The organism is Paraburkholderia sp. EB58 (genome assembly GCF_050436665.1).
Taxonomy (GTDB): domain Bacteria; phylum Pseudomonadota; class Gammaproteobacteria; order Burkholderiales; family Burkholderiaceae; genus Paraburkholderia.
Map to the genome: position 1 here is coordinate 72,177 of NZ_JBNDMQ010000034.1, position 26,087 is coordinate 98,263.

Genomic DNA, 26,087 nt, shown 5'->3' on the forward strand with positions numbered 1-26,087 from the left:
TTGTCTCCTCCTCCGATGCTCTTTTGAGTCTATTGGATGGAATGGTGCGGCTGACGAATGCCTGAAGCGCCTCGACGCTACCTCACCTCACGAACTGGTCCACGTAACTGGCGCCGAGCCCGACCCTGTCGAAGTGTTCACGGCACATCTCGAGCTTCGTGAACACGTCTTCGTAGCCGGTGAAATTGCCGTACGGATCGCAGTAGTACATCACGCCGTTCACCTGGAAGTAGGTGATCATTTCCTCGACGTCCTCGGGCACGTAGAGCGTGTGCGTCTCGCCCGGCGGCTCGAAGACGTAGCTGCCTTCGGTGGCGATCCAGTCGTGTTCGAGATAACGCCATTTGCCTTTGAGGACCAGCCCATGCACGGCGGCCGGATGCCGATGGCGACTCAGCACGCCGGACTTGCGCACGCGCAGCAGGTTCATCCAGTAGCCGGTCGAGACGTTCAGGCACAGCGGGCGGAACCAGACGTTTTCGGCTTGCGGCACCCACAGGCGCTCGTCCTGAGGGACAGCCGATTCGACCACGATCTCGCGCAGGGCTTCGGGCGGATTAGGCAGCTGATACGGTGTCATCGCATCGCCGCCAGCGGAGGGAGCTGACATTGCGTCTCCTGTTTGTCCACTATATGGATATTTAAATCACATTATGGACAAATCGTCGGACTATATCGAAGGCATGTCAAGACGTGCAGACCCGACATTGCCGGGCATGCCGTGCGGCGACTACTGTCCGAGCAGGTTTTTCAGCGCATTGCCCAGGCCCTTGACCGTTTCGCCTGCGCCCTTCGCCACGCCTTCAACGCTCACGCCCATCACCTGCGCGAAGCCGGTACCGAGCTTGTTCAGCAGGTTCTCGTTCACCGAGAATTTTGGATCGCGCAAATTGCCATCAAGCACGAAGTGCACGGTGATATCGCCGTTGCGCGACTTCAGCGCCGCGACGGCGGCTTTGGTTGGAATGGACAGGAAGGTGTCGAGCGGATTGCCGCTATCGGCCAGTTGCAGGTTATGCAGGGTCAGCGTGCCCGGCGCATGCAGGTGATAGTTACTCACCGTCGATTCGACTGTCATGTCGACCGTCCCGCCAGTGACCAGGGCTTTGGCGCCGGCCTTCTTCAGGAGATAAGGGTCGAGCATCACCACGTCGACACCGCGCAGCGTGCTGGTGGTCTGCGAATCCTTGCTGGCGATCTTGATCCAGCCGCCAAACGACACCGTGCCTGCATGCGACGGACCCACGATGGATCCATTGACGGCCACCGTGGTCGGCTCGGTGAGCGCGGGCAGATGCAGGTTGTCGACGGTCGCGTTGGCGTTGGTGACGGAGACCTTGTACGCCGGCTTGCGCACGGTGTAGTCGTAGAACTCGAAGGTGCCTTGTTCGAAGGCGATGTGATCGATGCGTTTGTCTTGCGGCAGCGGCGTCTCGCCGGGACCCGCGCCGGTATTTGGCCGGTTCAGCGACTCCCTGAGATTGGGTAGCAGATTGAGGGTGCCATCCGCCTGGCGCACCACCGAAAGGTCGAAGCCGCTCAACACGACCGAACGGATGTGCACTCGCTGCTGGACGAGTTCGCGGACGTCGGGGATAAGAGTGATCTGGTCGGCGCGTAGCGAGTCGGCGGCGGGCCAGCCGGGCGGCGCTTTGAGAATGACATGAGTCAGGCGCACGGAGGTGAAGCCGACGTCGATGCTCTCCGCGCTGCCGAGCGGTCCGAGTGCGGCGATCACTCGCTGTTTGACTTCGTATTGCGCGAAGTAAAGACCACCGAGGACGACCACGACCAACACCAGCACAATGCCGGCGACGGCAATGGCCACGCGTCTTGCAGTCGACATCGCCATGCTTGCCTCCTCGTAGCCGCGCAAGGCGCGGCTGGCCGTTCGTAGGTGAGCAAACCCCGTACCGCGCCGCCGGCTGCCGGGCGGGCCGCGCCCTATACAGAGCGGCCCATCCGGCAAGCGCGTTTAGCGCGCGATCGGCTTGTAACGCAGACGCTTCGGCCGGGCGGCTTCTTCACCCAGGCGGTTGCGCTTGTCCGCTTCGTATTCCTGGTAGTTGCCGTCGAAGAACGTCACTTGCGAATCGCCTTCGAACGCGAGGATGTGCGTGGCGATACGGTCGAGGAACCAGCGATCGTGCGAGATCACCATCACCGAGCCGGCGAATTCGAGCAGCGCATCTTCGAGCGCGCGCAGCGTTTCGACGTCGAGGTCGTTCGACGGTTCGTCGAGCAGCAGGACGTTGCCGCCCGCGATCAGCGTCTTGGCCAGATGCAGACGGCCGCGTTCACCGCCCGAGAGGTTGGAGACGATCTTCTGCTGGTCGCCGCCCTTGAAGTTGAAGCGGCCGATGTACGCACGCGACGGCGTTTCGTAGCGACCCACCGTCAGTACGTCCGCGCCGCCAGAAATCTCTTCGAACACGGTCTTCGAACCGTTGAGCGCGTCGCGGCTCTGGTCCACGTAGGCGAGCTTGACCGTCGGCCCTTGCACGATTTCGCCCGAATCCGGTTGTTCCTTGCCGGTCAGCATGCGGAACAGCGTGGACTTACCCGCGCCGTTCGGCCCGATGATGCCGACGATCGCGCCCGCCGGAATCTTGAAACTGACGTTGTCGAGCAGCAGACGATCGCCGTATGCCTTCGAGACGTTCTTGAACTCGATCACTTCATTGCCGAGGCGGTCGCCGACCGGAATGAAGATTTCCGAGGTTTCGTTGCGTTTCTGGTAGTCCTGGCTGTTCAGTTCCTCGAAGCGGGCAATACGCGCCTTCGACTTCGCCTGACGGCCCTTCGGGTTCTGGCGCACCCACTCCAGTTCCTTCTTGATCGCCTTCTGACGTGCCGATTCCGACGACTCTTCCTGCTTCAGACGCTCTTCCTTCTGGTCGAGCCAGCTGCTGTAGTTGCCCTTCCAGGGAATGCCGTGGCCGCGGTCGAGTTCGAGAATCCACTCGGCGGCGTTGTCGAGGAAGTAGCGATCGTGGGTGACGGCGACGACCGTGCCTGGGAAGCGCGTCAGGAACTGTTCGAGCCAGTCGACCGATTCGGCGTCCAGGTGGTTGGTCGGTTCGTCGAGCAGCAGCATGTCCGGCTTTTCGAGCAGCAGCTTGCACAGCGCGACGCGGCGCTTTTCACCGCCCGACAGATGCTCGATCTTCGCGTCCCACGCCGGCAGACGCAGTGCGTCGGCAGCGATTTCGATCTGCTGTTCCGCGCTGCCGTCGGTCGTGGCGAGGATCGCTTCGTACTTGGCCTGTTCGGCGGCGAGCGCGTCGAAATCCGCGTCCGGTTCGGCGTAGGCGGCGTAAATCTCGTCGAGCTTCTTCTGCGCGCCGAACACTTCGCCTAAGCCCTCTTCGACCGCTTCACGCACCGTCTTTTGCGGATCGAGCTGCGGTTCCTGCGGCAGGTAGCCGATGTTCAGGTTCGGCATCGGCGTGGCTTCGCCTTCGATGTCCTTGTCGACGCCTGCCATGATGCGGATCAGCGTGGACTTACCCGAGCCGTTCAGGCCGAGCAGGCCGATCTTCGCGCCAGGGAAGAATGACAGCGAGATGTCTTTCAGGATTTGACGCTTGGGCGGCACGATCTTGCCGACCCGGTTCATGGTGAAGACGTATTGGGCCATTTTGCTTGCGATAGGGCGTTGACGCCGCCGGCCGCGCTGGGGGCGGGCGGTCGTGGGGTGGATGGGAGTTCGGTGTTGCCGCGGTGTTGCCAGTCTCCGGCCGCCGCGGGCGCGACGCCGAGGTGGTCGGCGTGGCAGCGCGCGGGGCGGGAAGAGGTGTCATTGTACTTCGGGGCACGGCGGCGCAGTCAGTCGGCCGAACGGGAGAGGCCCGTGGTGATGTGCGTGTGGCGACTCAGCTGCGTTATTTGCCAACCTGCTCCCGCCAACGATACTGCTGCTGCCACCCAAGCAGCCGTTTCAGCTTTTCATTGCTCAACAGCGTTTCGAACTCGCCGAGTGGCTTCTTCACCGGCACATTCGGATAGAAACGCTTGAGCAGTTCCGCCGTCGGCAGATCCGATGAGACATCATCCGCGGCTACGTTCATGACCTCGAAGCCGAGGCCATCCTTCTCGATGCCGAGGCGGCACGCGGTAGCCAGATCGCGGCCGTCGATATAGCTCCACGCAATGCGCTTGCGCAGTTCCGGATCCTTCAGCCACGTCGGGAAGTTCGCGTAGTCGGACGGATCGAGCACGTTGCCGATCCGGAAGCAGTAGATGTCCGCTCCTGTGCGCGCATGAAACGCCTTGCCGGTCACCTCGTTGATGACCTTCGAGGTCGCGTAGCTGTCCATCGGATCGACCGGGTACGTTTCGTCCAGCGGGAAATATGCCGGATCGCGATGGCGGTGCGCGAACACCACGCCATAGGTCGTCTCGCTCGAAGCGAGTATCACCTTCCTGATGCCGTACTTCGACGCCGCGTCGAGCACGTTATACGTCGACATCACGTTGATGCGGAACACTTCGTTGTCGGTCGTGATGTGAATGCGCGGAATGGCTGCAAAGTGCACGATGGCGTCGATCGGCTTCGGCTCGATGTCGGCGCCGAAATCCTGCGTCGTGCATGATGCTAGCGCGTTGAACACCTGTCCCGCGTCGGTCAGGTCCGTAATCAGGGTGCGGACAGTTTGCTTCGCCATCGGCACGCGGTCGAGGTTCAGTACTTCGTAACCGTGCGCGACCAGATCTTCCACCACCCACTTGCCGGCCAGTCCACTGCCACCGGTGACAATCACTCGCTTCGTCATCTGCCTTCCTCCTTGTCAGACCGCGTCGAAGCGTATGTCCGACGTGGCGTCGCTTGATGTGCTGCGGCTCATTCTACACATCGTATTGCGGCGCCGCTGGCGCCGCTGGCGCCGCCGCGGCGCAATGGCTCAGTTCGCCCGCTTGCCGCTCGCCGGGTCGAAGAAATGCAGATGTTGCGCGGGCAGCGCTACCGGCAACGCTTCGCCGTTAGCCGGCCGGTGCGCATGGGGCAGGCGCACCGTGACATCATGTTTGCCCCAGCGCCCATGCACGAGGTTGTCCGCGCCGAGCAGCTCGCACGAGTCGACCGTCAGGGTCACGTGCGGAGCGTCGGGCAACCCAGGCGTCATATGTTCCGGCCGGATGCCGAGGACCCAGTCGCGCCCGGGCGCCACTTCGCGACCGACGTTCGGCGCATCCGCGAGCGGCAGTTTCGGTCCATTGCCGGCGACTTCGAAGGTGGCGCCATCATCCGACACGCGGCCCTCCAGTAGATTCATCCCGGGCGAGCCGATAAAGCTCGCGACGAACACCGTGGCCGGCCGCTCGTAGACCTCAGTCGGTGCGCCGATCTGCTCGGCGTGGCCGCGGTTCATCACGATCACGCGCTGCGCGAGCGTCATCGCTTCGATCTGGTCGTGCGTGACGTAGAGGCTCGTCGTCGCCAGACGGGCGTGGAGGCGCTGGATTTCGAGGCGCATCTGCACGCGCAACCGGGCGTCGAGGTTCGATAACGGCTCGTCGAACAGGAACACGGCCGGCTCGCGCACAATCGCGCGGCCCATCGCCACCCGTTGCCGTTGCCCGCCTGACAGTTCGCGTGGTTTGCGCTGAAGCAGCGCTTCGAGTTCGAGAATCTGCGCGGCAGCCTGCACGCGGCGGTCGATCGCCGCGCGCTCCACACCGCTGATCTTGAGCGCGTAGCCCATGTTTTCGGCGACGCTCATGTGCGGATAAAGCGCGTAGTTCTGAAACACCATCGCGATGTTGCGGTCCTTCGGCTCAAGGCGGTTGACCACCTTGTCGTTGATCGAGATCGTACCCTCGGAGATGCTCTCGAGTCCTGCCACCATCCGCAGCAGGGTCGACTTGCCGCAGCCCGAAGGCCCGACCATCACGACGAACTCGCCATCGGCGACGTCCACGTCAATTCCATGCAGCACGAACTGTTTGCTGTCGTAGCTTTTCTTTACGCCCTTTAGCGTCAATGCAGCCATTCCATCCGCCTTTGTTTTCTTCCGCGGTCACACGCTTGCCCTGAAGGCTGCGTGTCGCCGCGAGGTTGTCCAGTTCATCAGCTGGTTGCGTGGCCGGCTTACTTTTCGGAGTCCACGAGACCGCGCACGAACCAGCGCTGCATCGTCAGCACGACGGCGAGCGGCGGCAGCATGGCGAGCAGCGTCGCGGTCATCACGAGATGCCATTCGGTGGCCGTGTCGCCCGACGCGATCATGCTCTTGATACCCACCACGGCGGTGGTCAGCGATTGCTGGCTCGTAATCAGGATCGGCCACAGGTACTGATTCCAGCCGTAGATGAAGGTGATCACGAAGAGCGCGGCGATATTCGTTTTCGACAGCGGCAGCACGATGTCCCAGAAGAAGCGCAGGGCGCCTGCGCCGTCGATGCGCGCGGCTTCCATCAGTTCGTCGGGCAGCGTCATGAAGAACTGCCGGAACAGGAACGTGGCGGTGGCCGAGGCAATCAGCGGCAGCGTGAGCCCGGCATAGGTGTTGGACAGATGCATCGATGACACGACCTGCACGGTCGGAAAGATGCGGACTTCGACGGGCAGCATCAGCGTGACGAAGATCAGCCAGAACGCGAGATTCCTGAATGGGAAGCGGAAGAAGACGATCGCGTAGGCGGAGATCATGGAGATGGCGATCTTGCCGATCGAAATCACCAGCGCCATCACGAGGCTGTTCAGCAGCATGCGGCCGAACGGGCTCGCGGCGTTACCGCTGCCGTGCACCCAGACGGTCGCGATGTTTTCGAACAGATGGGTGCTCGGCACGAGCGAAAGCGGCACCGTGAAGACTTCGTGCTCGCTCATGGTGGCCGCGCAAAACGCGACATACACCGGAAACACCACCAGCACGACGCCGATAATCAGCACGGCGTGGCAGAACAGGTCGAAACCGCGACGATTCTCGATCATGAGTATTGGACCCTCCGCTCGATGAAACGGAATTGCACCACGGTCAGCGCAACGACAATCACCATCAGCACGACCGATTGCGCACCCGAACTGCCGATGTCGAGGCCCTGGAAGCCCTCGGCGAAGATGCGGTAGATCAGCGTCCGGGTGGATTGGGCCGGGCCGCCGCCGGTGGCCGCATCGATAATCGGAAAGGTGTCGAAGAACGAGTAGACCAGATTGATGACGAGCAGGAAGAAGCTCGTCGGCGACAGCAGCGGCAGCGCGATACCGAAGAAACGCCGCACCGGCCCGGCGCCGTCGATGGCGGCCGCTTCGATCAGCGAGCGCGGAATCGCCTGCAGGCCCGCGTAGAAGAACAGGAAGTTGTAGCTGACCTGCTTCCAGACGGATGCGAGCACCACGAGAAACATGGCCTGGCCCGCGTTGAGCGCATGATTCCAGACGATGCCGTACTTGGCGAGCGCGTAGGTCACAAGTCCGATACTCGGATTGAAGAGGAATGACCACAGTACGGCGGCGATTGCGGGCGCGACCGCGTACGGCCAGATCAGCAACGTCTGATAGGTTTTCGCACCACGCGTCACGCGATCGGCGCAGACGGCGAGCAGCAGCGAAATGACGAGCCCGCTGACGGTGACGAGGGCGCTAAAAATCAGCGTGGTGTTGAACGACGCCAGATAGAGCGGATCGGTGAAAAGCTGCTTGAAGTTGGCAAGGCCGACGAATTCGCTCGAGGTGCCGAACGCGTCCTGACTTTGTGTGGATTGCCACAACGCCACGCCGGCCGGCGAAAGAAAGAACACGAACGTGATCGCGAGTTGCGGACCGACCAGCAGATAGGGCAGTGCGCCTGTGCCGAAGCGGGATCGCTTTTCCATTAGGATATCCCTCTTTAAAAGCGTCGGGCGCCCCGAGGATTTTCTCTTCCCCTTGATTGGGGACCTGGCGCGATGCGCGCCAAGTTGCGGGGCACCCGGTAAGCTTAGCTACCTGCTTTTTCGAAGCGTCGCAGCAATTCGTCACCGCGTGAGACAGCGGAGTCGAGTGCATCCTTAGGCGTCTTCGTGCCCGCCCAAACCTGCTCGAGTTCCTCGTCGATGATCGTACGGATCTGCGGCATGTTGCCCAAACGCAGGCCCTTGGTGAAAGGCAGTGGCGGCTTGTTGAGCATCTGCTTGATGGCAGTGTCGCTGCCGGGGTTCTTCTCGTAGAAGCCCTGTTGCTGCGTCAGTTGATACGCGGCGGTGGTGATGGGCAGATAGCCGGTGTCCTGATGCCATTTGGCCGCAACCTGCGGTGTGGCCAGGTAGGCGAGGAATTTCGCTACACCCTTGTAGACTTGCGGATCCTTGCCGGACAGCACCCACAGGCTCGCGCCACCAATGATGGCGTTCTGCGGCGCGCCCTTCACGATGGCGTCGTAGGGCATCATGCCGGTGCCGAAGTCGAACTTGGCGTACTTCTTGATGTTGGCAAGCGAGCCCGATGAGTTCGTGATGATGCCGCAGTCGCCGCTATAGAACTTCGACACCGGTTCGTCCTTGCGGCCGACATAGCTGAACGTGCCTTCCTTCGCCATGTCCTGCAGGAACTGGATGTGCGCGATCTGCTGCGGTTTGTTGAACTCGAGTTGTGCGTCGGCGCCGTCGAAGCCGTTGTTCTCCGTCGCAAACGGGAGGCCATGCCACGCACTGTAGTTCTCGAGCTGAATCCAGCTCTGCCAGCCCGACGAGTAGCCGCACGACATGCCCGACGCCTTCAGCTTCTGCGCATCCTTGCGCAACTCGTCCCACGTCTTCGGCGGCTGATTCGGGTCGAGCCCGGCCTTCTTGAACGCGTCCTTGTTGTAGTACAGCACCGGCGTCGAGCTATTGAACGGCATGGAGATGAGTTCGCCGGTTTTGGAATCGCTGTAATAACTCGCGATGGTCGGCACGAAGGCTTTTTCGTCGAGCGGCACGCCGGCCTGCTTGAATACATCGGACACCGGAATGACCGCCTTCTTGGCCTGGATCATCGTGGCGGTACCTACTTCGTAGACCTGCAGGATCGCCGGCGCATTGCCACTGCGATAGGCGGCAATGCCGGCCGCCAGCGTCTGGTCGTAGGAGCCCTTGAAGACAGGGACGATCTTGTAGTCGCTCTGCGAAGCGTTGAAGTCGTTGGCAATGACGTTAAGGCGTTCGCCGAGAGCCGCTTCCATGGCATGCCAGAACTGGATTTCCGTCGCGGCCTGAGCGGCCTGATTAGCGCCGACGGCGAAAACTGCCGCCACGGCGAGCGTACGGAACAGGGGTTTGCAACTCATCTATGGTCTCCTTGGTCGGAAGGCACGTAGCCCAGGGTTGCGCGATTCTAGTTGGACTCGATGACAGTCATAAGTTGAGCGTTATTCTCTTGGGGGCGTGCCTGCCGGGGTCTCTGATATCGACAGCAGCCGGCTTCAGCGGCGCCGGAAGCCGCAATGTAACACTGGCAAATTTGAAACAGAAGTGAAGCGGGAGAGGCGGGTGCTGAGGCTGCTCCGATGCTTGTGGCAGGGTTTTTTTCCGGCCGGATCCGCGTGTGCTGCCTTGCTTTGAGATTGGTAGACCTTAAGATAGGTGCTCCAGTCCGGTTCGTTCCATTCAGGAGTCCAGATGCCTCGTTTGCTTTGCGCTGGGTTAGTTTTCGCCTTCTGTTCGGCATTGATATCCGGTTGTGCGGTTCCTCCCGCGGCCTCTGTCGATGCGTCGAAGACGGCGCTGCCGCGGATCGTCGCTCATCGTGGTGGCACCGGCGATGCGCCGGAGAACACGCTTGAGGCGATTCGGCTTGCGCTCAAGCATCACGCCGACGCGATGTGGTTGACCGTACAACTAAGTAAGGATGGTGTGCCGGTGCTGTACCGGCCGGCGGATCTTGCGGCACTGACAGATGCTAAGGGGCCGGTGTCCGCGCGCACGGCGGCGGAGCTTGCCCGTGTCAATGCCGGGTGGAATTTCCGCCAGGCCGGCGCCGAGGGGGCTGATGCGTATCCGTATCGCCATCGGTCGGTTGGGATTCCTACGCTACGCGAAGCGTTGCGCGCTATTCCGGCGACGATGCCGGTGATCCTCGATATGAAAGCCCTGCCTGCCGAGCCGCAGACCCAGGCGGTCGCGCAAGTGCTGAGCGAGGAAAATGCATGGTCACGCGTGACGCTGTATTCGACTGAGGCCGAGTATCAACGAAGTTTTGCTGCTTACCCGCAGGCGAAGATCTTTGAATCACGAGATGCGACGCGGGGCCGGCTCGTGCGCGTGCTGCTCAACGAGGGTTGTATTGATGCGCCGGCTGAGCATAGTTCGGCCGCGTTTGAGTTGCATCGGACGGTGACGGTGGTGGAGAAATTCACGCTGGGGGAAGGGCGCTCGGAGGTGAACGCGACCCTGTGGACCCCCGCGACCGTGGCGTGTTTCCGGCAGCGGCCAGACGTGCAGCTCGTCGCGATTGCCATAAATAGCGCGGATGATTACCGCGTAGCGGCGTGTCTCGGTATGGATGCGGTGTTGTCGGATTCGCCGGCGAAGATGGCGGAGGTTCGGGCTGGGATCGGGTTGCCGTTGCGGTGTCCGACGGGGCAGGCGCACTGACGTACTGGCGACCTGCTCGCGAGGGTCATAGCGAAGAAGAGGGCAAGTGGCGATTGCTCGCTGCGCCCATCCACGGCTGGGTCAGGTCGAACAGGCAATTGGGGGTGATGTGACACCACGAGAATTGGCAGCGCATAAGGCCGCTGCGAAGAAACTGACGGAAGTGCCAACGTTTCAACCCATGAAGCGCGGCAAGCTGCCCAAGCCATTCAGTAAGATGGGGGGGAGTCGTATGCATGCTACGAAGTTGATCCGGGTCTCCGTCGACCACCAGGTGTTATTTTTGTGGCGAGATGGCGAGACGTTGGCAGATGCATCGTTCTACGGCTATCTTATGTGTGATCTCGCGCAGGACGCGTTGGGCGTCATATTCGAATTCCACTGACATCCCAGTCACAAGGGAATCCACTGTAAAGTCCCATGTGAAACTGAACTAAACTACACCAATCGATTCCTTGTAGGCGCGCCCGAGTTGGGCCTGTCAGGGTCGCTGCTACTGGACCCCAGAAGCGACAGTGACCGCCAGCAGCTTGTGAATCGATTTTGCGAGGCCTGTGGCATCACGCTTGCGGGCAATCAGGATCCTGTCCAACCCGACCTATGGAACTTCTGAAGGACGACATAAAGCGCTCAATTTGTTCCCTCTTTGACGTCTATTCTGACGAGAACGGGGTGCAGCGGGTTGTTACGCCTATCGAGTACCCGGGCACGGCAGACAAGGTCGTAGTTCGGGTGCGTCCGGCGGCGGACGGCAGTTTTACCGTCGACGAAAATGGTGAGGCTGCGTTCTACGCCTCGATGGCCGGCGGCGACATTGAATCGGAGCCAATGAAACGCTGGCTCGAGGAATTGTCATCGTTAGGCACCGTTAGCCTGACGGAAGACGAAACACTAGTTTGTTCCGGTACAAACCAAAAACTGGTGGCGCCTTACATTTTTCGAGTCGCGGAAGCAGCACAACAACTTTATGCGATTGCTACTTCGCGTTCGGAGCGGCATTTTAGTGACTTTAAGGCGAAACTTGCTGGGATCGTGATGGAGGTAGCGCGGGACGTAGGCGTGAAGGTCGATTCCGATGTGAGCCTTCCATTCGCCGGTGGAATGACTGCCGATCACATCGTCCACGCCGGTGAACCTATCATCATCGTCGCCGCTACCGGCACCACGCGATTGCTTGAGGCGGAGTTGATACAGATGCAATATCACTTGTCAAAGCGGGCGGGAAAGGTCTTAGCCATATGCGAGAGCCAGGCGTCGGTGGGACGCAAGCAGTTCGAGCGCGCTGGGTACTTCACCTGGAAGACGCTGACGTTCAGCGAACAGGACCTAGGCTCGTTGTTGACTAATCAACTGACCAACTGATATCACTGGGCCGGTGCTACCTCAGTCGCCAAAGCCCTGCATCGCGCAGGGCATTTCATTTTTGTCGTGGCAATTCCATCGAGGCTTTTGATGTTTCGCGAGGTATTACTGGTTTCGCCGATCGTCCATACGTAAAAAAACCCCTTGAAAAGGACCGCTTCCAAGGGGTTAGTAGCTATTGCCGCAATCCGAAGTTACGTGTCGACGTTTACACGTTGAACAGAAAGTTCATCACATCCCCGTCGTGCACGACGTATTCCTTGCCTTCCGCACGCATCTTGCCGGCTTCCTTCGCGCCCTGTTCACCCTTGTAGGTCACATAGTCGTTGAACGCAATGGTCTGCGCACGGATGAAGCCGCGTTCGAAGTCAGTGTGAATCGCGCCCGCAGCCTGCGGTGCCGTGTCGCCAATATGGATCGTCCACGCGCGCACTTCCTTCACGCCTGCCGTGAAGTATGTTTGCAGGCCGAGCAGCTTGAAACCCGCACGGATCACGCGGTTCAGGCCCGGCTCTTCCATGCCGAGGTCGGCGAGGAACACCTGCTTGTCCTCGTCGTCGAGATCGGCGATTTCCGCTTCGATGGCCGCGCACACCGCGACGACCGGCGCCTTCTCGATGTCCGCGAACTTGCGCACCGCATCCAGATGCGGGTTGTTCTCGAAACCGTCTTCCTTCACGTTGGCGACGTACATGGTCGGCTTGGCGGTGATCAGGCAGAACGGCTTCAACAGCACCTTCTCTTCATCCGACAGGTCGAGCGCACGCACCGGCTTGGCCTGGTCCAGCTGCGCGCGAACTTTTTCCAGCACGGCGGCGAGCTTGATGGCTTCCTTGTCGTTGCCCGACTTGGCGGCCTTCGAGTAACGCGTGAGCGACTTTTCGACGGTGGCCAGATCGGCGAGCGCCAGTTCGGTGTTGATGACTTCGATGTCCGACAGCGGATCGACCTTGCCGGCGACGTGAATCACATTGTCGTCTTCGAAGCAGCGCACCACGTGCGTGATGGCGTCGGTTTCGCGGATGTTGGCGAGAAACTGGTTGCCTAGCCCTTCACCCTTGCTCGCGCCGGCGACGAGGCCGGCGATATCGACGAACTCCACCACGGCCGGCAGAATGCGCTCGGGCTTGACGATGTCGGCGAGCGCCTTGAGGCGCGCGTCCGGCACTTCGACAATGCCGACATTCGGTTCGATGGTGCAGAACGGATAATTTTCGGCGGCAATGCCCGCCTTGGTCAGCGCGTTGAACAGGGTGGACTTGCCGACGTTAGGCAGGCCGACGATGCCGCATTTGAGGCTCATGGGGTTTCTCTAGAAATCAGGTGGTGACGTGCTTTTTCGACCGGGGCGCACGGACAGCCCCTGTGGCTCGGCCTCGCGCGCCGGGCAGTGTCCACCGAACGAGCTGGACGCCAGCGGATATCGCAGCGCAGGCGGCACGTCGTGTGTATGACGTGGATCACCGAAAACCGCAATTGTAACCCTGTCCGCCGCCGCCTTCGCGCGGGCGGGCTGCGGCTGGCCCCGCTTGACGCCTTGGGGGCGTCGTCGCCGCCGGGCTGCCCGATGCGCTTGCGAGCCACGGCGTTCCCCGTAAACCTCTTGAATGGCGCCCGCGAACGGGCCGAAATCGCGCATTTCTCGATCCGGCCCCGGCACCTCCCCCGCAGCTATAATGCGAGCATGACTGCTCACCTTCAGACCTTTGACGTCGCCGTGATCGGCGGCGGACTCGTCGGCAAGACTGCGGCGCTTGCGTTGACGCAAGGCGGCTTGCGCGTGGCGCTCCTCGCGCAGCCCTGCGCACCGCTGCCGGCTGGCGCGACGTTCGACTCGCGGGTCTACGCGCTGTCCGCCAGTTCGCAGGCCCTGCTGGAGCGGCTGCGGGTCTGGCAGGCGCTCGATACCTCGCGGCTCGGCCCCGTCTACGACATGCGTGTGTATGGCGACGCTCACGCTGAGCTTCATTTTTCGGCGTTTCAGGCGTCCGTGCCGCAGTTGGCGTGGATTGCGGAGTCGTCGCTGATCGAGCGCGCGCTCGACGCTGCGTTGCGCTTCCAGCCCAATCTGGAGTGGATCGACACCCGCGCTCAGGGGCTCGACGTCAACCCGGACGGTGCGACTATCGGCCTTGCCAACGGCAAGGTGCTCGAAGCGGATCTGGTGGTCGGCGCGGACGGTGCCCATTCGTGGGTGCGGGCACAGATCGGCTCCAAGGTCATCCGCCGCGACTACAAACAGATCGGCGTGGTCGCCAACTTCAAGGCCGAAAAGCCCCACGGTGAAACGGCGTACCAATGGTTCAAGGACGGCGAGATCATTGCGTTGCTCCCGCTGCCCGAGGGACACGTCTCGCTCGTCTGGTCGGCGCGCACCGAGCATGCGGACGAATTGCTCGCGCTCGATCCCGAGCAGCTTGCGGCAGAAGTGGAGCGCGTGAGCGGTGGTCAGGTGGGCGCGCTCGACTGCGTGACGCCCGCGAAGGGCTTTCCGCTTGCGCTGCAAACCGTCGATCGCCTCGTGGCGCCGCGTGTCGCGCTGGTGGGCGACGCGGCGCATCTGATCCATCCGCTTGCCGGCCAGGGCATGAACCTTGGACTGCGCGACGTCGCAGCGCTGGCCGACACGATCGCCGGCAAGGAAGCATTCCGCGATCTCGGCGATACCGTGCTGCTGCGCCGTTACGAACGGGCGCGCCGTGAGGACATTCGCGCGCTGATGGTCGCCACTGACGGCTTGCAGAAGCTCTTTTCCGTACCGGGCCCGGTTGCCCGCGTGCTGCGCAACACCGGCATGGCTTTCGTCGGCGCGCAACCGCTGCTCAAGCGCTGGCTCGTCTCGGCGGCGCTGGGGTAGGGGTTATGTCCGACCCGACCCGACGGCCGGGCCCGCTGCGTCAGGCCGGCGGCGCACGAGTATGATGAACGGATGGGCCGCACGCCTGTCCGAGACGTACACATCGAAGACGCGTGACGCGTGTTCGAATGAACCAGGAAATTCAGTATGAAAAAGCACTTCCGTATCGCCGCGCTCGCATTGACCGTGGCCGTTGCGACGCTCGGTTGCTCCGCGCAGGCCGACCAGGCCACCGACAAGCTCAAGACCACCTTGCAGGCGCGCCTCGGCGACGATGCGACCATCAAGAGCATTTCGAAGTCGCCGATTGCCGGCTTGTACGAGGTGAACCTCGGCACGCAGATCGTGTATAGCGACGCCAACGGCGACTATCTGGTGCTCGGCGATATCGTCGATGCGAAGACCCGCAAGAACCTGACCGAGGCGCGTCTGTCCGAAACCAACCGCATCGACTTCGCGAGCCTGCCGTTTGCGAACGCGGTGAAAGTGGTGAAGGGCAACGGCAGCCGCAAGATCGCCGTGTTCTCCGATCCGAACTGCCCGTATTGCAAGCAGCTCGAAACCACGCTGAAGTCGGTCGATAACATCACCGTCTACACTTTCCTGTACCCGGTGCTGTCGCCGGATTCGGCGGTGAAGTCGAAGTCGATCTGGTGCTCGGCCGATCGCGCCAAGGCTTGGGAAGCATGGATGCAGGACCATCAGGCGCCGACCGCCGCTGGCACCTGCGACACCGCCGCCATTGACAAGAATCTCACCCTCGGTCACGCCATGAACGTGGACGGCACGCCTACCGTATTCCTCGCCGACGGCCGCCGCCTGCCGGGCGCTGTGCCGGCCGACCGGCTGGACAAGGAACTTGCCGCAGTGCACTAAGCACCGCACATCGTCAGACAGGAGGCGCACTTTGCGCCTCCTGCCGTTTCGGGCACCCTCATTCTTATAACCACCCTCGCAGATGAAGCCGATCCGCTACAGCATCGTTCCGAAGCAACCCGCTGCCCACCTGTTTGAAGTCACCGTCACTGTCACCGATCCCGATTCGGCCGGTCAGCGTTTCATGCTGCCGGTGTGGATCCCGGGCAGTTACATGGTGCGTGAATTTGCCCGCAACATCGTGACGCTGCGCGCGTTCAACGAGGCCGGCCGCAAGGTGCGCATCGAAAAGACCGACAAGCACACCTGGCAGGCCGCGCCGGTCAATGGCGCGCTGACGTTGCGCTACGAGGTGTATGCGTGGGACATGTCGGTGCGGGCTGCTCATCTGGACGATACGACCGGCTTCTTCAACGGCACCAGCGTGTTCCTCGCGGCGGTGGGCCACGAAGTCGCGCCGTGTCTCGTGGATATCCAGAAGCCCGCCGGCCCCGCTTACAGGAACTGGCGCGTCGCGACAGCGTTGCCCGAGGCGCGCGGCACGAAGCGCTACAGCTTCGGCGAGTACAGCGCGCAGAACTACGATGAGCTGGTCGACCATCCGGTCACGCTCGGCGAGTTCGCGCTCGCGACCTTCAAGGCGCACGGCGTGCCGCACGATATCGTGATTGCCGGCCGTGTCGTGGCGCTCGATATGGCGCGCCTCGCCGCCGACCTGAAGCGCATCTGCGAAGCCCAGATCGCATTGTTCGAACCGAAGTCGAAGAAAGCGCCGGTCGACCGCTATGTGTTCATGACCCAAGCCGTGAGCGACGGCTACGGCGGCCTCGAACACCGGGCTTCGACGGCGCTGATCTGCAACCGCACCGACTTGCCGGTTGAAGGCCGCCCGCAGATCACGGAAGGTTATCGGACCTACCTTGGCTTGTGCAGCCACGAATACTTCCACACGTGGAACGTGAAGCGCATCAAGCCGGCCGCCTTCGCGCCGTACGACCTGACGCGCGAAAACTACACCTCGCTGCTGTGGCTGTTCGAGGGGTTCACGTCCTACTACGACGATCTGATCCTCGTGCGCAGTGGCCTCATCAAGCCGGAAGAGTATTTCGCGCTGCTCGGCAAGGTGGTGGGTGGCGTGCTGCGCGGTAGTGGCCGCCTCAAGCAGACGGTGGCAGAAAGCTCGTTCGACGCGTGGGTCAAATACTACCGCCAGGACGAGAACGCGCCGAACGCCATCGTCAGCTACTACACGAAGGGCTCGCTCGTTGCGCTGGCGTTCGACCTGACGATTCGTGCGCAGACCAACAACCGTAAATCGCTCGACGATGTGATGCGTCTGCTGTGGCAGCGTTTCGGGCGTGACTTCTATCGCGGCAAGCCGGTCGGCGTGGCAGAGGACGAAATCGAGGCGATTTTTGCCGAGGCAACCGGCGCCGAGCTGGGCGCGCTGTTCGAGCAGGCGGTGCGCAGCACGCGCGACCTGCCGCTCGAGACGCTGCTCGAGCCGTTCGGCATTGCGCTCGCGCCGGAGCCGGACAGGAACGCCAAACCGTCGCTGGGCGCACGCCTGCGCGGCGGGGCGGATTGCACGCTCGCCGCCGTGCACGACGGCAGCGCGGCGCAGAAAGCCGGCCTGTCGGCGGGCGACGTGCTGGTGGCGATCGACGGCCTGCGCGTGACAGGCGCGAATCTTGATGCGCTGCTTTCGCGTTACCTGCCGGGCGCGAAAGTGGAAGTGCACGCGTTCCGCCGCGACGAGCTGCGCACCGCGCAGGTCAAGCTGGACGGCCCTGAGGTGTCGCGTTACACGCTTAGCGTCGCCGACAAGCGCGCGGCCGCGCGCAACTGGCGCGAGCGCTGGCTGGCTGGGTGACAGCGGCGAAATCCGGTTGGCGGCTGCTTAAATCGGGAAATTGGGCGGCGGATTGTTCTACCCTTGCAACAATCCGTCGCTGCGGGATGGCTTTTTCGCGGACGAGTAAAGAAACACAATGCCTCCACTCGCGCAACACTGCGCGCCCCAACTGGAGTCAACCATGACCACGATCCTGCAAATCAACTCGGCAGCCCGCTCGCAAGGCGCTCAATCGACCCTGCTCGTCAACGAGCTGACCGAAAAGCTGCAACAATCGAATCCGGGCGCGCAAGTCGTCGTCCGTAACCTGCAAGCTGAACCGCTGCCCCACCTCGACGACGCCGTCCTCGGCGCGTTCTTCACGCCGGCTGACCAACGCACCCCGGAACAAGCTGCTATCGCTGCACGTAGCGAAGCGCTGATCGCCGAACTGCAAGCCGCCGACGTCGTCGTGATCGGCGCACCGATGTACAACTTCGGCATCTCGTCGCAACTGAAGACGTATTTCGACTTCATCGCACGCGCTGGCATCACGTTCCAGTACACGGCGAATGGTCCGGAAGGCCTCGTGAAGGGCAAGAAGGTGTTCGTGGTTTCGGCACGCGGCGGCAAGTACATTGGCACCCCGCACGACAGCCAGACCCCTTACCTGAAGAGCTTCCTCGGTTTCCTCGGCATGACTGACGTCAGCTTCATCTACGCTGAAGGCCTGAACATGGGCCCGGACGCAGCTAGCGCCGCTCTGGCGGGCGCACGCGAAGCGATCGCTGCTGCTTAAGTAGCGGTAGAGGACCGCGACGCGGATCTCTTCTGTTGATGGTTGACCGTGGCGATGCGGCTGTTTTCAAAGCGTCGCACGTTGCGGGTATAAAAAAACGCCACGGAATTGGCTTCCGTGGCGTTTTTGTTTGTGCGCTGTCTTGTCGTTGCCGCTTCGGGTTGCGCTGCGTTGCCGCCGAGCGGCCGGGTGATCACACTTGTACTGCGCGCACAAACGTCGTTAAGCCAGCATTTGCGCCTCATCGGGTAGGCGCCAGTCGATCGGCTGGCGGTTGTGCTCGGTCAGGTACGCATTGGCTAATGCAAAGTGCCCGCAACCGAGAAAGCCGCGGTGCGCCGAGAGCGGCGACGGATGCGGCGCCTCCAGCACGTAATGCGATTTGCCGCCGAGCAGCGCACGCTTGGCTTGCGCGTGCGCACCCCACAGCATGAACACCAGGCCATCGTGGCGGGTCGCCAGTTCGTGGATGAGCGTGTCGGTGCACTTCTCCCAGCCGCGCTTCGCGTGGCTCGCCGCTGCATCGCGCTCGACGGTCAACACCGTGTTCAGCAGCAGCACCCCTTGTTTCGCCCAGGCATCGAGGCAACCGTGAGCCGGCGGCTCGTGGCCGAGACTGGCGGCGATCTCCTTGAAGATGTTGCGCAGCGACGGCGGCGGCCGTACCGCCGGCGGCACGGAAAACGCCAGTCCATGCGCCTGGGGCGTGCCACGGTCCTCGCCGTGGTACGGATCCTGGCCGAGGATCACTACTTTGACTTCATCCGGACTGGTGAGGCGCAGGGCGCGGAACACGTCGGTGGGATACACCGTCTTGCCGGCGGCACGCTCACCGTCGACGAAGCGACACAGCGGCGCGTAGGCATCGCTGTCCGTGAACGGGCGCAGATGCGCCCGCCACGCGGGCGGCAGCGCGTCGAACTGGGCTTCGAGAGAGGGCGGAGGTGTCGCCTGCGTGGATTGCGTGGATTGAATGGGTTGCATGGATTGCGGTAACGGCGCTTGCGGTGCAGCAAGGCGGTCGGACGGCTCGTCGCCAAACAGCGAGGCTTGCGACGACGGAGAGCGGGTGCGGGAGGCGGAGGTCATGACGCGCAAGTGTCGCAGCAAACGGGGTGTAGCTCAAGACGCGAGTCAGGGGATGGGATCGGGCATTAAGCTTGGCGCCCGCCCGCTCAATATCGGCTTTGTCGCAAAGGCGCTTATTGTTCCCGTAGTCGATATCCGCGCTGAGCCTTGCTGATATCGTCCGGCGCGAGCCCAGGCACATTGGCGCAGAGTTCGTCCGCCAGTGCGTGCAGCGCAGCTTCGTCACCGCTCTTCAACTCCAGCTCGACCTCGAGAATCGGCGCGCGGCGCGTCTCACCGTTGACCTCGGCAATCACCTCGCCCTGATCGATCGCCGCTTCAACCGTGGCGCCGTTGTGGGCTACTTGCCAGAGCGTGCGCGTGAAATTCGTGCGAAACAACTCGATCAGATCCGGCGCGGCCCCGCGCAGCGCGGCCGCCACCGTGGGTTCGTCGCAGGCCTGCAGCAAGGTCTCGAGCTCGAGCGCCTCGCCTGCCACAGGCATTTCCCACTCGTGCCGGCTATGCATTCCGGCACTGGCATTGCCGGCGGTCTTGAAAGTTTGCAGCCAGCCGTCCGGTGTGTGCCGCAGGCGCAGCGCGCTTTTCGAGCGCGCCAACGTCAAAGCCGGCGTATCGAAGTAGATATTCGCGAGCGGAACCGGTTGCCCTGCGGCGCCGGTGCGCGCGACGAACCAGCGCGTCGCCGCGCTCACCTGGTCAGCCGGCAGCGCCAGCTTGATTTCGCGTTCCATTCCCATGGCGGTCGTTTTTCCAGTTAGCCTGAATCAAAGCTCAGAAAAACATCCGCGCAAGTTCCGCGCCCGGTTCTTCAGCGCGCATGAACGCCTCGCCGACGAGGAACGTATGCACGTCCATCTCGCGCAAGCGGTCCACATCCATGCGCGACAGGATGCCCGACTCGGTGACGACGATGCGGTCTGCCGGGATCGATTCGAGCATTCCAATGGTGGTTTCGATTGACGTTTCGAAGGTTCGCAGATTACGGTTGTTGATGCCGATCAGCGGGGTCTTTAGCGTGAGCGCTTCCATCAACTCGTCTTTGTCGTGCACTTCAACGAGCACCGCAAGCCCCAGTGAATGCGCAAATGCTTCGAGATCCTGCATTTGCGAGGTTTCGAGCGCGGCGGCGATCAGCAGGATAGCGTCGGCGCCCATCGCGCGCGCTTCAACGATCTGATAGGGATCGATGATGAAGTCCTTGCGCAGCACCGGCAGATCGCAGGCGGCGCGTGCTTCTTCCAGATAGGCAGCGCTGCCCTGAAAAAATTGCACGTCGGTGAGGACGGACAGGCAGGCCGCACCATGTTTGGCGTACGACCGGGCGATGTCTGCCGGCACGAAATGCTCGCGCAGCACGCCTTTGGACGGGCTCGCTTTCTTCACTTCCGCGATCACCGCGGCGTGACCGGCGGCATGTTTCGCGAGCAGTGCGCCGACAAAGTCGCGCTTGTCGCGCGCAGAGGCTTCGAGGCGCAGTTCCTCGAGCGGTGCGCTCAGTTCCGCCGCCCGGATCTCCTGGCGCTTGACGTCGATGATGCGTTCCAGAATGTCGCTCATAGGTCTCTCGATACAGAATTTAGTGCTTGAATTGCTGGGTGAAGCGAACCAGATCGTCGACCTTCGCACGGGCCTTGCCGCTTGCGATCGCTTCGCGCGCCAGTTCGATGCCGTCGGCGATCGAGGCTGCCACGTTCGCTGAATAGAGTGCCGTGCCCGCGTTCAGCGTGACAATTTCACGCGCCACGCCGGGCTTGTTGTCGAGCGCTTCGAGCAGCATCAGCTTGGACTCGGCGGCGTCGGCCACTTTCAGCGTGCGGTTCGACACCATCTGCATGCCGAAGTCTTCGGGGTGAATCTCGTACTCGCGCACTTCGCCGTCGCGCAACTCACCGACTTGCGTCGCCGCTCCCAGCGAGACCTCGTCCATGCCGTCCATGCCGTAGACGACCAGAACGTGCTTGGCGCCGAGGCGCTGCATCACGCGCACCTGGATGCCGACGAGGTCCCCGTGGAACACGCCCATCAACTGGTTCGGCGCACCGGCCGGGTTGGTGAGCGGTCCGAGGATGTTGAAGAGGGTCCGCACGCCGAGTTCGCGGCGCACAGGCGCGATGTTCTTCATTGCCGGGTGATGGTTCGGCGCGAACATGAAGCCCATGCCGGTTTCGGCAATGGACGCCGCCACCTGTTCAGGCTGCAGATCGATATTGACGCCAAGCGCTTCGAGCACATCCGCGCTGCCCGACTTGCTTGATACGCCGCGGCCGCCGTGCTTCGCGACCTTCGCGCCGGCTGCAGCCGCGACGAACATCGTCGCCGTGGAAATATTGAAGGTGTGCGAACCGTCGCCGCCGGTACCGACGATATCGACAAAGTTCGAGTTGTCCTGCACTTCCACGTGCCGGGCGAACTCACGCATCACCGTGGCGGCCGCGGTGATCTCGCCGATGGTCTCTTTTTTGACGCGCAAGCCCGTAATGATTGCGGCTGCCATCACCGGCGACAGTTCGCCGCGCATAATGAGCCGCATCAGATGCAGCATCTCGTCGTGGAAAATCTCGCGGTGCTCGATCGTGCGCTGCAACGCTTCCTGGGGGGTAATCGACATGATTTCGCCTCGGGTGATCAAGCGTTGCGGCTGGCCGACGCGGCGCGCGACTGCTTCACGAAATTCTCGAGCAGTGCGTGGCCGTGTTCGGACAGGATGGCTTCCGGGTGGAACTGCACGCCTTCAACGGCCAGTTCCTTATGACGCACGCCCATGATCTCGCCGTCGTCGGTCCATGCGGAAACTTCGAGGCAATCGGGCAGCGACTCGCGCTCGATGGCCAGCGAGTGATAACGCGTTACGACGAAATGCTTCGGCAGGTCGGCGAATACGCCTTTGCAGTCGGTTTCGATCGTGCTGACCTTGCCGTGCATGATGCTCTGCGCGCGCACGACGCGGCCGCCGAATGCTTCGCCAATCGCCTGATGGCCGAGGCAGACGCCGAGAATCGGGTATTTGCCCGAGAACTCGCGCAGCACGTCGAGCGTGATGCCCGCGTGCTGCGGGTTGCTCGGTCCTGGCGACAGGCAAATGCGCTCGGGGTTGAGCTTCGCGATTTCGTCCAGCGTGATTTCGTCGTTGCGATAGGTCCGTACGTCTTGGCCGAGCTCGCCGAAGTACTGGACCAGGTTGTAGGTGAATGAGTCGTAGTTGTCGATCATCAGCAGCATGGTCTGTCTCCGGTCAGAAGTCGCTATCGAGGCCGTCTTGCACCTGCTCGGCGGCGCGCAGTACAGCGCGCGCCTTGTTCTCGGTCTCTTGCCATTCGGATTCGGGCACCGAATCCGCAACGACACCCGCTGCCGCCTGCACATACAGATTACCGTTGCTGATCACACCAGTGCGGATCGTGATGGCGAGATCCATCTCGCCGGTGAACGACAAATAGCCGACCGCGCCGCCGTACAAGCCACGTTTGATGGGTTCGAGTTCGTCGATCAGTTCCATCGCGCGGACCTTCGGCGCGCCCGACAGTGTGCCGGCAGGGAAGGTGGCGCGCAGCACGTCGAAATTGGTGGTGCCGGGTTTCAGCTTGCCTTCGACCGAACTCACGATGTGCTGCACGTGCGAGTACTTTTCGATCACCATCTTGTCGGTCACGACCACCGAGCCGATTTGCGCGATCCGGCCCACGTCGTTGCGCGCGAGGTCGATCAGCATCACGTGTTCGGCGATTTCCTTCGGGTCGTTGAGCAGTTCGGTGGCGAGCTCGGCATCCCGTTCCGGCGTGTTGCCGCGCGGACGGGTGCCGGCGAGCGGCCGGATGGTGACGATGCGGTCTTCGCCACGCTTTTCCTGACGCACCAGAATTTCCGGCGATGCGCCGACCACGTGGAAGTCGCCAAAGTTGTAGTAGTACATGTACGGCGACGGGTTCAGCGAACGCAGCGCGCGGTACAGCGAAAGCGGATTGTCGCGATACGGTTTCGTCAGACGTTGGCCGACTTGCACCTGCATCAGTTCGCCAGCCGCGATGTATTCCTTCGCTTTACGCACGGCGGCCAGATAATCGTCTTTGGCGAATTCGCGGTAAGTCTCGGTTCGCACGCTGGCAGAAGTTACCGGCGGCTGCACGGTCGTGCGCAGACGCTGGCGCAGGTCGCGCAGACGCTGCTTGGCGCGCGTGTAGGCTTCGGGCGTGGTCGGATCGGCGTAGACCACCAGATACAGCTTGCCCGCGAGGTTGTCGATCACCGCGACTTCTTCGGTCAGCAACAACTGAATATCAGGCAGGTTCAGATCGTCAGGCGGCGCCGTGTTCGCGAGCTTTTTCTCGATGTAACGGACCGCGTCATAGCCGAAGTAGCCAGCCAGACCACCGGCAAAACGCGGCAGTCCCGGGCGCTGTGCCACTTTGAAGCGGCCCTGGAATTGCTGGATGAATTCGAGCGGATCGCCTTCGTACGTTTCAACGACCTTGCCGTCCTGCACCACTTCCGATACCCCATTGCGCGTGCGCAGGAGGGTGCGGGCCGGCAGGCCGATAAACGAATAACGGCCGAACCGCTCGCCGCCCACGACGGACTCCAGCAGGAAGGAGTTGGCGCCGTTGCGCTCGGACTGGGCGAGCTTCAGGTACAGCGAGAGCGGCGTTTCGAGGTCGGCGAGCGCTTCGGCGATCAGCGGGATGCGGTTGTAGCCCTCGTTCGCGAGGGACTGGAATTCGAGTTCGGTCATCATGTTCCGATCCTGTTCATAGGTCCGGGCGCGGCGTGCGTCGGACAAGCGGGGCGATGCGCTCTCTGCGTGGCCGGTTGGGCGAAGTCTGGTCTGCTCTGGTCGTGTTAAGGACAAGACTAGGCCAACCGGTGCGAGCTTTCCCGCGAAGCGTGCAAGTTATGCGCGCGCCACCACGGTACTTGGCGTACACGATGGCCGCATGAACTGGTGCGACGAAAACTACTGGGAAAGGCGCGTAAGCGCAGCGAAGCAAAAAACGGTGCCGAAGACGAGCTTCAGCGTACCTCAGGAGAGGTTAGCGCGACCAGCGACGCCAGGGCCAGGCTCCCCGGTCGATGCTGCTCAGACTCCGTTTTTTGTTCAGAAACATGAGGATGAAGGACTTGTTAGGTCGATGTATGGTGAACTGCATGGTGCGCTGCGATGACCTTGGCGGCATCGAGCAGCGAGGCAACTATACCATCCGATTTTATTGTTTGTACAGCCTGGCCATGGTTGTAGCCGTACGGAACGGTCAGCGTTGCCATGCCCGCCGCGCGGCCGGCCAGCGCGTCGTTTTCCGAGTCGCCGATGGCCACCGTGGCCACGGGCGGGACCTGCAACTGCGCGCAGGCGGTCAGCATCGGCAGCGGATCGGGCTTCTTTCTCGGCAGGCTGTCGCCGCCGATCACGACGCTGAAATAGCCGATCAGCCCGTATTGCTGCAGCAGTTCCACTGCGAAACGGTGCGGCTTGTTCGTGACGCAGGCGAGTTTGAGTCCGGCGTCGCGCATGGCGATCAGGCCGGCTTCGACGTCCGGGTACAGACACGTATGGCGGCCATTGATCCGGGCGTACTCTTCCTGGTAGATTGCGAGTGCCTCGTCGAAGCGGTCCTGCGCGTGGGCCGTCTCGAAGCGCGGCGCGAGCACGCTGCGGATCAGGTGCTCGGAACCCTTGCCGACATAGCCCACCACTTCCTCGCGCGACGTTTCCGCCGCGTCGAGCTGGGCGAGCATGCCGTTCAGGCCGGCCGTGAAGTCGTCAGCGGTGTCGATCATCGTGCCGTCGAGGTCGATGATCGCCGCGAGGATACGCGGGCCGGTGAATACGGGCGCGGGAAACTGCGGCGTCGTCGCGCTTGTCGTCATGCCTGTTGCCCGACTTTCGCCAGCTCGGCGCGCATCTCGGCGATGACTGTCGTGTAGTCGTGGTGGCCAAAGATTGCTGAGCCGGCCACGAACGTGTCCGCGCCCGCTGCCGCGATTTCGGCGATGTTGTCGATCTTCACGCCGCCGTCCACTTCCAGATGGATCTCACGCCCGGTCTTCTCGTTGTACGCGTCGATGCGCTTGCGTGCTTCGCGCAGCTTGACGAGCGCCTCGGGGATGAACGACTGACCGCCGAAACCCGGATTCACCGACATGATCAGCACCAGATCGACCTTGTCCATCACGTAATCGAGGTAGCTCAGCGAGGTGGCCGGATTGAACACGAGACCGGCCTTGCAGCCGTGATCGCGGATCAGCGACAGCGTGCGGTCGATGTGGTCCGAGCCTTCAGGGTGAAAGCTGATCACGTTGGCGCCCGCTTTGGCGAAATCGGGCACGATCCTGTCGACAGGGCGCACCATCAGATGCACGTCGATCGGCACGTCGACGTGCGGGCGGAGCGCCTCGCACACTAGCGGGCCGATGGTCAGGTTCGGCACATAATGGTTGTCCATCACGTCGAAGTGAATCCAGTCGGCGCCGGCGGCGACGACATTGCGAACTTCCTCGCCGAGCCGGGAGAAGTCGGCCGACAGAATGCTGGGGGAGATGCGGAATTGCGTCATGGCAGGGGCGGGCGGTAGGCGGAAAACACCATTTTAGCGTCTTACCGGCCTCGAAGCCTTGTCCAGATGGGATTGCCCGGTTGCGGGCATGCCGTGCATGGGCCAGAATGCGGAACCATAGTAGAGCCTTTGCCGGCGCGCCTGAAAGCATTGGCGCCCGGGCCTCTC

At 62.3% G+C, this 26,087-nt stretch carries 24 protein-coding genes; 7 read left to right on the plus strand and 17 right to left on the minus strand.

Going from position 1 to position 26,087, the window contains the following annotated elements; all coding sequences use genetic code 11:
- Nucleotides 1-82: 82 nt before the first annotated feature.
- The 8 genes from P3T40_RS34985 to ugpB all read right to left on the minus strand — a co-directional run bounded on the left by P3T40_RS34985 (nt 83) and on the right by ugpB (nt 9,248).
- Nucleotides 83-610, minus strand: coding sequence for a 2,4'-dihydroxyacetophenone dioxygenase family protein (locus P3T40_RS34985; protein ID WP_429272276.1), 528 nt, complete (start codon nt 608-610; stop codon nt 83-85).
- A 120-nt stretch (nt 611-730) separates the two neighbouring features.
- Nucleotides 731-1,852 (minus strand): DUF748 domain-containing protein, encoded by a 1,122-nt coding sequence (locus tag P3T40_RS34990; protein WP_429272277.1) that lies wholly within the window; start codon nt 1,850-1,852, stop codon nt 731-733.
- A 123-nt stretch (nt 1,853-1,975) separates the two neighbouring features.
- On the minus strand, nt 1,976-3,640 hold the full coding sequence (gene ettA, locus P3T40_RS34995) for an energy-dependent translational throttle protein EttA (protein WP_429272278.1): 1,665 nt from the start codon (nt 3,638-3,640) through the stop codon (nt 1,976-1,978).
- A 244-nt stretch (nt 3,641-3,884) separates the two neighbouring features.
- Nucleotides 3,885-4,775: an NAD-dependent epimerase/dehydratase family protein gene (locus P3T40_RS35000; RefSeq protein ID WP_429272279.1), complete on the minus strand. Its 891-nt coding sequence runs from the start codon at nt 4,773-4,775 to the stop codon at nt 3,885-3,887.
- 129 nt (nt 4,776-4,904) lie between these two features.
- Nucleotides 4,905-5,993: a sn-glycerol-3-phosphate import ATP-binding protein UgpC gene (locus P3T40_RS35005; protein ID WP_429272280.1), complete on the minus strand. Its 1,089-nt coding sequence runs from the start codon at nt 5,991-5,993 to the stop codon at nt 4,905-4,907.
- 98 nt (nt 5,994-6,091) lie between these two features.
- Nucleotides 6,092-6,937 (minus strand): sn-glycerol-3-phosphate ABC transporter permease UgpE, encoded by an 846-nt coding sequence (ugpE, locus tag P3T40_RS35010; RefSeq protein WP_429272281.1) that lies wholly within the window; start codon nt 6,935-6,937, stop codon nt 6,092-6,094.
- Nucleotides 6,934-7,818 (minus strand): sn-glycerol-3-phosphate ABC transporter permease UgpA, encoded by an 885-nt coding sequence (gene ugpA, locus P3T40_RS35015; RefSeq protein ID WP_429272282.1) that lies wholly within the window; start codon nt 7,816-7,818, stop codon nt 6,934-6,936. Before ugpA ends, ugpE begins: the two co-directional genes overlap by 4 nt.
- A 104-nt stretch (nt 7,819-7,922) precedes the next feature.
- Nucleotides 7,923-9,248 carry a sn-glycerol-3-phosphate ABC transporter substrate-binding protein UgpB gene (gene ugpB, locus P3T40_RS35020; protein WP_429272283.1) on the minus strand — a complete coding sequence of 442 codons (1,326 nt, stop codon included), beginning with the start codon at nt 9,246-9,248 and terminating at the stop codon, nt 7,923-7,925.
- 331 nt (nt 9,249-9,579) lie between these two features.
- Between ugpB and P3T40_RS35025 the strand changes: the two genes are divergently transcribed.
- The 3 genes from P3T40_RS35025 to P3T40_RS35035 all read left to right on the plus strand — a co-directional run bounded on the left by P3T40_RS35025 (nt 9,580) and on the right by P3T40_RS35035 (nt 11,916).
- Nucleotides 9,580-10,554 carry a glycerophosphodiester phosphodiesterase family protein gene (locus P3T40_RS35025; RefSeq protein ID WP_429272284.1) on the plus strand — a complete coding sequence of 325 codons (975 nt, stop codon included), beginning with the start codon at nt 9,580-9,582 and terminating at the stop codon, nt 10,552-10,554.
- A 46-nt stretch (nt 10,555-10,600) separates the two neighbouring features.
- On the plus strand, nt 10,601-10,939 hold the full coding sequence (locus tag P3T40_RS35030; RefSeq protein ID WP_429272285.1) for a hypothetical protein: 339 nt from the start codon (nt 10,601-10,603) through the stop codon (nt 10,937-10,939).
- 215 nt (nt 10,940-11,154) lie between these two features.
- On the plus strand, nt 11,155-11,916 hold the full coding sequence (locus P3T40_RS35035; RefSeq protein WP_429272286.1) for a hypothetical protein: 762 nt from the start codon (nt 11,155-11,157) through the stop codon (nt 11,914-11,916).
- A 208-nt stretch (nt 11,917-12,124) separates the two neighbouring features.
- On the opposite strand, the gene ychF is transcribed toward P3T40_RS35035, so the two are convergent.
- Complete coding sequence (ychF, locus tag P3T40_RS35040; RefSeq protein ID WP_429272287.1) at nt 12,125-13,219, minus strand: redox-regulated ATPase YchF; 1,095 nt, start codon at nt 13,217-13,219, stop codon at nt 12,125-12,127.
- Nucleotides 13,220-13,600: 381 nt separating this feature from the next.
- Here ychF and P3T40_RS35045 point away from each other — a divergent pair, with 381 nt between their 5' ends.
- The 4 genes from P3T40_RS35045 (at nt 13,601) to P3T40_RS35060 (ending at nt 18,282) form a co-directional block, all read left to right on the plus strand.
- Complete coding sequence (locus tag P3T40_RS35045) at nt 13,601-14,773, plus strand: UbiH/UbiF family hydroxylase (RefSeq protein ID WP_429272288.1); 1,173 nt, start codon at nt 13,601-13,603, stop codon at nt 14,771-14,773.
- A 147-nt stretch (nt 14,774-14,920) separates the two neighbouring features.
- Nucleotides 14,921-15,649, plus strand: a complete 729-nt coding sequence (locus P3T40_RS35050) for a DsbC family protein (RefSeq protein WP_429272289.1) — start codon at nt 14,921-14,923, stop codon at nt 15,647-15,649.
- 82 nt (nt 15,650-15,731) lie between these two features.
- Nucleotides 15,732-17,522 carry a M61 family metallopeptidase gene (locus tag P3T40_RS35055; RefSeq protein WP_429272290.1) on the plus strand — a complete coding sequence of 597 codons (1,791 nt, stop codon included), beginning with the start codon at nt 15,732-15,734 and terminating at the stop codon, nt 17,520-17,522.
- A gap of 163 nt (nt 17,523-17,685) precedes the next feature.
- Complete coding sequence (locus P3T40_RS35060) at nt 17,686-18,282, plus strand: FMN-dependent NADH-azoreductase (protein WP_429272291.1); 597 nt, start codon at nt 17,686-17,688, stop codon at nt 18,280-18,282.
- Nucleotides 18,283-18,504: 222 nt separating this feature from the next.
- On the opposite strand, the gene P3T40_RS35065 is transcribed toward P3T40_RS35060, so the two are convergent.
- From P3T40_RS35065 to rpe, 8 genes are all read right to left on the minus strand, one after another.
- Entirely contained in the window at nt 18,505-19,371 is an 867-nt protein-coding gene (locus P3T40_RS35065; RefSeq protein WP_429272292.1) for a uracil-DNA glycosylase, read from the minus strand.
- Nucleotides 19,372-19,484: 113 nt separating this feature from the next.
- On the minus strand, nt 19,485-20,111 hold the full coding sequence (locus P3T40_RS35070; protein ID WP_429272293.1) for a CYTH domain-containing protein: 627 nt from the start codon (nt 20,109-20,111) through the stop codon (nt 19,485-19,487).
- Nucleotides 20,112-20,145: 34 nt separating this feature from the next.
- Complete coding sequence (gene trpC, locus P3T40_RS35075) at nt 20,146-20,931, minus strand: indole-3-glycerol phosphate synthase TrpC (protein ID WP_429272294.1); 786 nt, start codon at nt 20,929-20,931, stop codon at nt 20,146-20,148.
- Nucleotides 20,932-20,950: 19 nt separating this feature from the next.
- The gene (gene trpD, locus P3T40_RS35080; RefSeq protein ID WP_429272295.1) at nt 20,951-21,982 is read right to left on the minus strand and encodes an anthranilate phosphoribosyltransferase; all 1,032 of its coding nucleotides are present in this window, start codon (nt 21,980-21,982) and stop codon (nt 20,951-20,953) included.
- Between the two features lie 17 nt (nt 21,983-21,999).
- Nucleotides 22,000-22,593, minus strand: a complete 594-nt coding sequence (locus tag P3T40_RS35085) for an aminodeoxychorismate/anthranilate synthase component II (protein ID WP_429272296.1) — start codon at nt 22,591-22,593, stop codon at nt 22,000-22,002.
- A gap of 13 nt (nt 22,594-22,606) precedes the next feature.
- On the minus strand, nt 22,607-24,100 hold the full coding sequence (gene trpE, locus P3T40_RS35090) for an anthranilate synthase component I (RefSeq protein ID WP_429272311.1): 1,494 nt from the start codon (nt 24,098-24,100) through the stop codon (nt 22,607-22,609).
- Nucleotides 24,101-24,489: 389 nt separating this feature from the next.
- The gene (locus tag P3T40_RS35095; protein WP_429272297.1) at nt 24,490-25,233 is read right to left on the minus strand and encodes a phosphoglycolate phosphatase; all 744 of its coding nucleotides are present in this window, start codon (nt 25,231-25,233) and stop codon (nt 24,490-24,492) included.
- Nucleotides 25,230-25,919, minus strand: a complete 690-nt coding sequence (gene rpe / locus P3T40_RS35100; protein WP_429272298.1) for a ribulose-phosphate 3-epimerase — start codon at nt 25,917-25,919, stop codon at nt 25,230-25,232. The genes P3T40_RS35095 and rpe overlap by 4 nt, the downstream gene beginning before the upstream one ends.
- Nucleotides 25,920-26,087 lie beyond the last annotated feature (168 nt).

Excerpts from the sequence above, each read along its gene's own strand:
- P3T40_RS34985 (WP_429272276.1), bottom strand. The coding sequence starts at position 610 with ATGTCAGCTCCCTCCGCTGGCGGCGATGCGATGACACCGTATCAGCTG.
- P3T40_RS34990 (WP_429272277.1), bottom strand. The coding sequence starts at position 1,852 with ATGGCGATGTCGACTGCAAGACGCGTGGCCATTGCCGTCGCCGGCATT.
- ettA (WP_429272278.1), bottom strand. The coding sequence starts at position 3,640 with ATGGCCCAATACGTCTTCACCATGAACCGGGTCGGCAAGATCGTGCCG.
- P3T40_RS35000 (WP_429272279.1), bottom strand. The coding sequence starts at position 4,775 with ATGACGAAGCGAGTGATTGTCACCGGTGGCAGTGGACTGGCCGGCAAG.
- P3T40_RS35005 (WP_429272280.1), bottom strand. The coding sequence starts at position 5,993 with ATGGCTGCATTGACGCTAAAGGGCGTAAAGAAAAGCTACGACAGCAAA.
- ugpE (WP_429272281.1), bottom strand. The coding sequence starts at position 6,937 with ATGATCGAGAATCGTCGCGGTTTCGACCTGTTCTGCCACGCCGTGCTG.
- ugpA (WP_429272282.1), bottom strand. The coding sequence starts at position 7,818 with ATGGAAAAGCGATCCCGCTTCGGCACAGGCGCACTGCCCTATCTGCTG.
- ugpB (WP_429272283.1), bottom strand. The coding sequence starts at position 9,248 with ATGAGTTGCAAACCCCTGTTCCGTACGCTCGCCGTGGCGGCAGTTTTC.
- P3T40_RS35025 (WP_429272284.1), top strand. The coding sequence starts at position 9,580 with ATGCCTCGTTTGCTTTGCGCTGGGTTAGTTTTCGCCTTCTGTTCGGCA.
- P3T40_RS35035 (WP_429272286.1), top strand. The coding sequence starts at position 11,155 with ATGGAACTTCTGAAGGACGACATAAAGCGCTCAATTTGTTCCCTCTTT.
- ychF (WP_429272287.1), bottom strand. The coding sequence starts at position 13,219 with ATGAGCCTCAAATGCGGCATCGTCGGCCTGCCTAACGTCGGCAAGTCC.
- P3T40_RS35045 (WP_429272288.1), top strand. The coding sequence starts at position 13,601 with ATGACTGCTCACCTTCAGACCTTTGACGTCGCCGTGATCGGCGGCGGA.
- P3T40_RS35050 (WP_429272289.1), top strand. The coding sequence starts at position 14,921 with ATGAAAAAGCACTTCCGTATCGCCGCGCTCGCATTGACCGTGGCCGTT.
- P3T40_RS35055 (WP_429272290.1), top strand. The coding sequence starts at position 15,732 with ATGAAGCCGATCCGCTACAGCATCGTTCCGAAGCAACCCGCTGCCCAC.
- P3T40_RS35060 (WP_429272291.1), top strand. The coding sequence starts at position 17,686 with ATGACCACGATCCTGCAAATCAACTCGGCAGCCCGCTCGCAAGGCGCT.
- P3T40_RS35065 (WP_429272292.1), bottom strand. The coding sequence starts at position 19,371 with ATGACCTCCGCCTCCCGCACCCGCTCTCCGTCGTCGCAAGCCTCGCTG.
- P3T40_RS35070 (WP_429272293.1), bottom strand. The coding sequence starts at position 20,111 with ATGGGAATGGAACGCGAAATCAAGCTGGCGCTGCCGGCTGACCAGGTG.
- trpC (WP_429272294.1), bottom strand. The coding sequence starts at position 20,931 with ATGAGCGACATTCTGGAACGCATCATCGACGTCAAGCGCCAGGAGATC.
- trpD (WP_429272295.1), bottom strand. The coding sequence starts at position 21,982 with ATGTCGATTACCCCCCAGGAAGCGTTGCAGCGCACGATCGAGCACCGC.
- P3T40_RS35085 (WP_429272296.1), bottom strand. The coding sequence starts at position 22,593 with ATGCTGCTGATGATCGACAACTACGACTCATTCACCTACAACCTGGTC.
- trpE (WP_429272311.1), bottom strand. The coding sequence starts at position 24,100 with ATGACCGAACTCGAATTCCAGTCCCTCGCGAACGAGGGCTACAACCGC.
- P3T40_RS35095 (WP_429272297.1), bottom strand. The coding sequence starts at position 25,233 with ATGACGACAAGCGCGACGACGCCGCAGTTTCCCGCGCCCGTATTCACC.
- rpe (WP_429272298.1), bottom strand. The coding sequence starts at position 25,919 with ATGACGCAATTCCGCATCTCCCCCAGCATTCTGTCGGCCGACTTCTCC.